The sequence below is a fragment of the Gemmatimonas sp. genome, assembly GCF_044376735.1.
GTDB lineage: Bacteria > Gemmatimonadota > Gemmatimonadetes > Gemmatimonadales > Gemmatimonadaceae > Gemmatimonas.
This window is the reverse complement of sequence record NZ_JBILKJ010000143.1, coordinates 1-6,770: the sequence shown is the minus strand read 5'-3', so window position 1 is coordinate 6,770 and position 6,770 is coordinate 1. Positions and strand designations below refer to the sequence as shown.

Annotated in this window: 6 protein-coding genes; 1 reads left to right on the top strand and 5 read right to left on the bottom strand. The window is 70.1% G+C overall.

Annotated features, from left to right (window positions below):
• Both ACIRA7_RS13855 and ACIRA7_RS13850 read right to left on the bottom strand, forming a co-directional pair.
• Positions 1 to 1,618, bottom strand: a 1,618-nt coding sequence (locus ACIRA7_RS13855; protein WP_396221437.1) for a serine/threonine-protein kinase, incomplete at its 3' end; no start/stop codon positions are given.
• Between the two features lie 118 nt (positions 1,619 to 1,736).
• The gene (locus ACIRA7_RS13850; protein WP_396221436.1) at positions 1,737 to 2,393 is read right to left on the bottom strand and encodes a TetR/AcrR family transcriptional regulator; all 657 of its coding nucleotides are present in this window, start codon (positions 2,391 to 2,393) and stop codon (positions 1,737 to 1,739) included.
• A 109-nt stretch (positions 2,394 to 2,502) separates the two neighbouring features.
• Between ACIRA7_RS13850 and ACIRA7_RS13845 the strand changes: the two genes are divergently transcribed.
• Positions 2,503 to 4,857: a carboxypeptidase regulatory-like domain-containing protein gene (locus ACIRA7_RS13845; protein ID WP_396221435.1), complete on the top strand. Its 2,355-nt coding sequence runs from the start codon at positions 2,503 to 2,505 to the stop codon at positions 4,855 to 4,857.
• Positions 4,858 to 4,964: 107 nt separating this feature from the next.
• Here ACIRA7_RS13845 and ACIRA7_RS13840 read toward each other — a convergent pair whose 3' ends face one another.
• From ACIRA7_RS13840 to ACIRA7_RS13830, 3 genes are all read right to left on the bottom strand, one after another.
• A complete protein-coding gene (locus ACIRA7_RS13840) occupies positions 4,965 to 5,918 on the bottom strand; it encodes a carbon-nitrogen hydrolase family protein (protein ID WP_396221434.1) in 954 nt (317 codons plus the stop codon).
• 125 nt (positions 5,919 to 6,043) lie between these two features.
• The gene (locus ACIRA7_RS13835; protein ID WP_396221433.1) at positions 6,044 to 6,445 is read right to left on the bottom strand and encodes a type II toxin-antitoxin system VapC family toxin; all 402 of its coding nucleotides are present in this window, start codon (positions 6,443 to 6,445) and stop codon (positions 6,044 to 6,046) included.
• The gene (locus ACIRA7_RS13830; RefSeq protein WP_396221432.1) at positions 6,442 to 6,681 is read right to left on the bottom strand and encodes a type II toxin-antitoxin system VapB family antitoxin; all 240 of its coding nucleotides are present in this window, start codon (positions 6,679 to 6,681) and stop codon (positions 6,442 to 6,444) included. Before ACIRA7_RS13830 ends, ACIRA7_RS13835 begins: the two co-directional genes overlap by 4 nt.
• Positions 6,682 to 6,770: the final 89 nt, after the last annotated feature.

The following is a 6,770-nucleotide window of genomic DNA, read 5'->3' as shown; positions in this document are numbered from 1 at the left end:
ACGCCGCGAGTTCGCGGCCGTCGGTCGCACTCACCAGTCGGGCGGAGAGCACGTAGCTGGATCCCAGCCGCACCACGTCGCCGTCGATCACGGCCTTCGTTCCCTCCCGCGTCGCGATCTCCCGGGCAACGTCGAACGGTACGAGCGCATCGGCCGGTCGTTGCATGCGCTGCAACAATTCACGCACGGTCGCCCGCGTGACGACGGCGAGATTGGGGGACTGGGCGAGATCGGTACGGAGCGCTTCGGCCACGGTCGCGCCCAGCGTGGAATCGTTGGCCGGCGGACGAAAATCGGCGACCAGCACGCTTTCGCGTTCGCCGAACTCCCCCGCGCCGATCAGCGACGCCGCCGGGCCGATGCCATACGCGCGCGTCGCCACGAACCCGATCACCGCAACGGCCAACGCCGACGCCGCGATCACACCGAGGCGGCGGGTACGCCGCACGGTGACATGCGGCTGCGCCCGCAAGGCGAAGGTAGCCAGCGTGCCCGGCGCTGCGACCGATCCGCCCGGCGTGAGTGTGGGTGTGTGCGACACCACGCGCTGCGCCGTGCGCTGCACCCACCACGCGCCGAGCAGGGCGGGGAGTCCGGCCACCGCCAGCGTGATGGCCGAGGGCATCGCCCATGACGGGACGCCGATGGTGCGGGACGCAGCAAACACGGCGCCTACCAGCAACACCACGCCGCCGGCCCAGGAGCCGAGCACCGGCGCGAGCGGGAGCGAGGCGGCCGTACCCGGTCCGGTGAGCGGCGCCGACGCGTTCGATGAACCCACGCCATCCAGCGCGCGCACGATCTCGTTGGCGTCGGACGGTCGGTCGCCCGGCAGCTTGTTCAGGCAACGCCCCACCAGCGCCGCCAGCGGCGCGGGGATGTCCGCGCGCAGCACGCGAGGATCGCGCGGCGCTTCGGTCATATGCGACACCAGCAGGCGCCCCGGTGTGGCCGCCGAGAACACGGGTTGTCCGGTGAGCAGTTCGAAGGCCATCGCGCCAAACGCGTAGAGATCGGCGCGATGATCAATGTCCGTCGCGCCCTCCGCCTGCTCCGGTGCCATGTACGCCGGCGTGCCGATGGCCAGCCCCACCTGCGTGAGCGTGGCACCGCCGGCCGCCTGGCGCGACGCCGTGATGGCCTTCGCGATGCCGAAGTCGGTCACGGTCGCACTCCCCGCCGAGAGCAACACGTTGTCGGGCTTGATGTCGCGGTGGACGATGCCGTGGCCGTGCGCGTAGCTGAGCGCGCGCGCCACGTCGCGCAGAACGGCCACGGCCTCGCCGATGGGGAGCGGCCCCAGCGCGAGCCGCTGCCGGAGCGAGTCGCCATCCACGTACGGCATGGAGAACCACGGGAGCCCATCGGCGTCACCGGCGGCCAGCACCGGCACCACGTGCGGGTGCTGCAACGAGGCCGCGAGCAGCACTTCGCGCTTGAACCGCTCGACGCTCAATCCTTCGAGCATCTCCGGCGCCAGCACCTTGACCACGACGCGCCGCTGCAGCGCGGGCTCGTCGGCCAGATACGTGCGGGACATGCCGCCACCGCCCAGTTCGCGCACGAATCGGTATTGGCCCGAGAGGGCCTGCTCAAGGCGGGATCGGAAGGGATCCATGCATCAGCACAATGGGGGAGCGCGCCGACTGAGTGTGGAGCGCGCGACTACTCGGCAAGTTGCATCACCGGCGGTGTCGTCGCCAGTCACAGCCCTTGACCCACCCCAACTGACCTTCCTATCCCGACCCGTCTGGACGCAGTCGCCCCTCCGCCCGGCAGGCCTCGAGGTAGCCGAGGGCGGCGCGGTGCACGCGCGGCCGGATGCGCTCGCGCGGGATACCAGTGGCCCCGGCGCGATCCACCATGGACCGCACCAGCAGGAAGAGATCGTCCGCCGCCTCGTCCACCGCCTCGGGGGAGAGTCCGCCCAGGGACGGCCGGATCGTGTCCGCCACCGCTTGGCGGATGCGCTGATGCACCGCCGCGAGCTCGGTGTGCAGCGCGAGCCGCTGCTCCTCGTGGTCGAGCGCGACCGCGAGGGTGCTACGGTCGTACTGAGCGTGCAGCGCGAGGTCCACGAACACCGCGATCGCCTCGGGCAGCGGCGCGGCGCGCATCTGCGTGGCGACCGCCTCGACCGCCTCGGCCACGCCGCGCTGCGTGCGCTCGATCAGCGCGACAACGATCGCCTCCTTGTTCGGGAAGTACTGGTACAGCGACCCGACGCTGATGCCGGCCACCTCCGCGACCCGGTTGGTGGTGAGCCCGGAGAGCCCGTCGGCCGCGAGAATGCGAGTCGCGGCCGCGAGGATCCACTCGACCAGCTCGCGCGAGCGCTCCTGGCGAGGGGCTTTCCGAGGGTGGATCGGGGGAGACGTGCGGCGACCGCGCATGGCAGGGGAATGCGAGTAGTATGCGAGCAATTGCTCACCAATATTGCGGGTGTCAGGCGGCGCGCAACCCCGGTGTCCAGCGAACGCGCCGCCCCCAACCCCAACGACTATGCGACCCTTCGTCCGCCCTCATACGCTCGCCCTCCTTGTCACCGCCCTCCCGTGGATCGCGGTCCGGGCTGGTGCGCAGGCTTCCACCCAGCCGCCGTCGGTTGCCGAGTCGAGGCGGACCGGCACGGTGAGCGGTCGCGTCGTCGACCGCGTCTCGCAGCGGCCGATCGCGGATGTCCAGGTCACGATCACCGATACCGATCTCGAGGCCCGCAGCGACGCCGACGGGGGCTTCACGCTCCGCGGCGTCCCCGCCGGGACGCATCGCGTGCGAGCCGTTCGCGTCGGCTACCGTCCCGGGCTCGCGCCCGACGTCTCGGTCAGCGTGGGGTATCAGGCGCAGGTGCGCTTTGAGCTCCAGCGAATCGAGACGACCCTCGCGGCGGTCCGCGTGCGCAGCGACGACGCCGCACTCGCGCCACCGCCCGATGCCCCCGTCACGACGATCACGCTGACGGCCGACCTCGTGCGTCGCGCCCCAGGGGCGCTGGCCGACGTGAGCCGCCTCGTACAGTCCCTGCCGGGCGTGGCCGCCGGTAACGACCAGCGCAACGACATCATCGCCCGCGGCGGGGCGCCGAGCGAGAACCTGTTCCTGATCGACGGCTTCGAGGTGCCCGGCATCAACCACTTCGGCGCACAGGGCACGTCCGGCGGAGGGATCGGGATGTTCCACAACGAATTGCTCGCGCAGGCCACGTTCCATGCGGGGGCCTTCCCCTCGCGGTACGGCAACCGGCTATCGGCGGTGCTCGATCTCCGGCAGCGGGACGGCGATCGCGAGCGCTGGCAGACGCAGGCCGACATGAGCCTCGCCGGGGTGGGCCTCATCGTCGAGGGACCGATCGGCCGGCGTGCGTCGGTCATCGCCTCGGCGCGCGAAGGGTACTTCGGCCTGCTGGCCGGCCCGTTCGGACTCACCGCCGTTCCGCGCACCACCAACGGCCAGTTCCGTGCGTCATGGGAGCCCGGCGCCGGTCATCGCGTCTGGCTTTCGGCCATCGCCGGCCGGGACGCCATCGACTTCGAGAGTCTCGCCACCGACCTCGAGAACCTCGATCCGACCGGTTCGGAGGTCGTGCGCGGTGACCGCCACATGGCGGGCCTCGGCTGGCAGCATCCCCTCGGCCTGCGCGGCGTCGGCCGGGTCACCGTGAGCCGCTCCGGGCTGGGCTATGGCGAGGATGTCAACGAGGCGCGGCTCGGCGGCGCGCGGACGTGGTTCAACCGGTCGCGCGAGTCCGAAGTCACCGCAAAGTATGACCTGACCATGCAGGTCCCGGGGCTGGGCGAGCTCAATGCCGGAGCGGTGCGGCGGCGGCTGGCCACCCGGACGCGCATGGAGGCCCCGTTCGGCAGCTTCCTGCCACTCGCCCCGTCGGGGCGTGTGAATCCGTTCGCCAGCGACGCGACCACGCGCGCCGACGTCGATGGCGTGCACCTGCAGCTGAGCCGGGCGGTGGGGCCCGCGCAGGTAACGGCTGGCGTGCGGGCCGACCGCTTCGGGCTGTCCGAAACGGTTCGCGTCGGCCCGAGGGTCACCGCGGCGTTCCGTGTCGCGCCGACCCTCGAGCTCACCGGCGGGGCGGGGCGCTATCACCAGCAGGTGCCCTTGGTCTACGTCGCCGCGCTCCCCGCCAACCGCACGCTACCGCCGATGCGCGCCGATCACGCCGTCGTCGGCCTGGCATGGACGCCCGCCCCCGAGCTGCGCGTGACGCTCGAGGCCTACGAGAAGCGGTACGCCGACTACCCGGTCTCCACCGACCTTCCGCAGTTCACCCTCGCGAACGCCGGCGACAGTTACGACGTCGTCGGTGCGCTGGTGCCGTTGACGAGCCGCGGCGTCGGTCGCGTGCGCGGCCTCGAGCTCTTCGCGCAGCGCCAGCTGGTGCAGGGGACGTACTGGCAGGCGGCGTTCTCCACCACGCGCTCACGGCAGGCCGCGCTCGACGGCGTGCTGCGCCGCGGGGCGTACGACGCGCCGTTTTCGGCGACGGTCATCGCCGGCCGGCGCGTCCGCGAGCGCTGGGACCTCTCGACCCGCGCCTCCTGGGCCGCCGGCCGCCCGATGACGCCCGTACGCACCGACCTCTCGACGGCGCAGAAGCGCCTCGTGCTCGATGCGACGCGGCTCAACGAGGAGCGGTCGGCCGACTACCTGCGCGTGGACGTGCGCGCCGAGCGTCGTGTCGCCCTCGGCGGGCGCACGCTCGCCGTGTATCTCGACGTACAAAACGTGACCAACCGCCGGAACGTCGCGGGATTCGACTGGAACTCGAAAACGAACAGGCTCGCCTTCACCGAGCAGGCGGGCCTGCTGCCGGTGCTCGGCCTCAATCTGAAGTTCTGAGCCTGCACCGGGAGCGAGCCGAGGACCTGACACCGGGGCGACGCCGGCCTTCGTCGTCGTCGACCCCGGCTCCTGGCGGCAGATGGCGGAAATCGCGCGGCCCGAACTCAGTCGCGAAGCCGCACCGCGCGCTGCCGCTCCCGGTTCACTTCCAGCTCCAGCACGTCGGGGCGCGCGTAGTGCCCCATCGCATCGAAGTTCTGCCGCTCTTCGCGCACCCGCACATGATGCACGTCAGCGGCAATGATGCGCTCCTCATGCGCCACCGGTGCCACCAGCCACGTGGCATCGGGACCCGAGATACAGGTGCCGCCTTCGCCCATCACCTCGGGCAGCACGCGCTGGAGCAACTCGAAGTGCGGCGTCTGCTCCGGCACCTGATCGCGGCGTAGCAGTCCCGCCACCGACATCACGTACGAACGCCCCTCGCGCGCCATGAAGCGCGTGATCTCCTCGGTGTTGCGTACGCTTCCCGGCCACACCGCCACATGCAGATCTTCGCCCTGCCCATACAGGCTGGCGCGCGCCAGCGGCATCCAGTTCTCCCAGCAGTTGAGCGCCCCCAGCGTGAACGCGCCCACCCGGTGGGTGCGCAGTCCATGGCCGTCGCCGGGTGACCAGGTCAGTCGCTCTTCGTACGTGGGCATCAGCTTGCGATGCACCGTCACCACCATGCCCGTGGCGTCGATCGTGACCACGCTGGCGTACACGCTGTGCCCGCCCCGATCGAGCGGGCGTTCGATGATGCCCAGCACCACCGTGATCGCCCGCGCCTTCGCGGCCGCGCACACATCGACCAGATGCCCCGCCTCGATCTGCACCGCCTGATCGAGGTAGTGCGCGTGCAGCGCCTTCTGCACCGACGAATCGAAACGCGCGCCGTCCGTCCACTCGATCCACCACGGATAGCCGGGCACAAACGCCTCGGGGAAGGCCAGCAGCTGCACTCCGTCATCGGCCGCGGCATGAATCGCCGCGACCACCTTGGCGAGCGTGCCCGCACGGTCGAGCCACACGGGCGCCATCTGCGCGCCGGCAATACGGAGAGAGTCGGAGATCATGACGAAGTCGGTGGGAAACTCATGCGGGCAAACGCTGGCTTCTGCTTGAAATGCCTATCCCGCCTGGCCGAGTTCGCGGTCGAGGCGGTAGCGGTCAGCAAGGGCGCCAGCCAAGCGAGTCATCGTCATCGCGCAGCCGCGCTTGCGATATCGGTCTCCGAGAAGTCCGCGCCTTTGTACAGCAGCGGCAGTCCGCGCACCTTCGCCAGCGCATAGCCAAATACGTCGCCGAAGTTGAGTGCGGCAGGATGCCCACTGCCCTTGCCGAAGGCCACGAATGCCGCATAGGCGGCGTCCATTTCCGCGATCCCCGGCGGAATCAACTCGAACATCGGCAAGCGCAGCAGATCGTCCACGAGCACGACCGCTCGCTCGCCACGTCTCCCGTGGACCACCATGCGCGCCTCGACTACCGAGACCGTGCTCACCAGCACACGCGGCGCGCGCCGGATCACGTCGATGAACGCCTCACGTTCCGGCTCCGCGAACACGATGGCAATGATGGCGGACGTGTCAGCAACGATCACGTCGGCAGTCCGCGCTCATCCCATGGCAGCGGATCGTACGCGTCCGGTCGGTCGGCGATGCGGTCGAGCTGGGCGAGCAAGGCCTCGAAGCGCTCAGACTGGTGCTCGGCTCCTTCGGATGCACTGATGAGCTGATCCAACGCGCGCTCCACCACGGCGGTCTTACTGAGGCCGAGGCGTTTTGCCATCAGTTCAACCTTCTGGACGACGACGGGGTTGGCGATTTGCAGCGCCATAGCCACTCCGATGTTGATATGTACATCATCAATATACATTGAGTGCCTATGGCGGCTAGGACTTCAAGGGGTCTTCAAGGCGTTCAAGG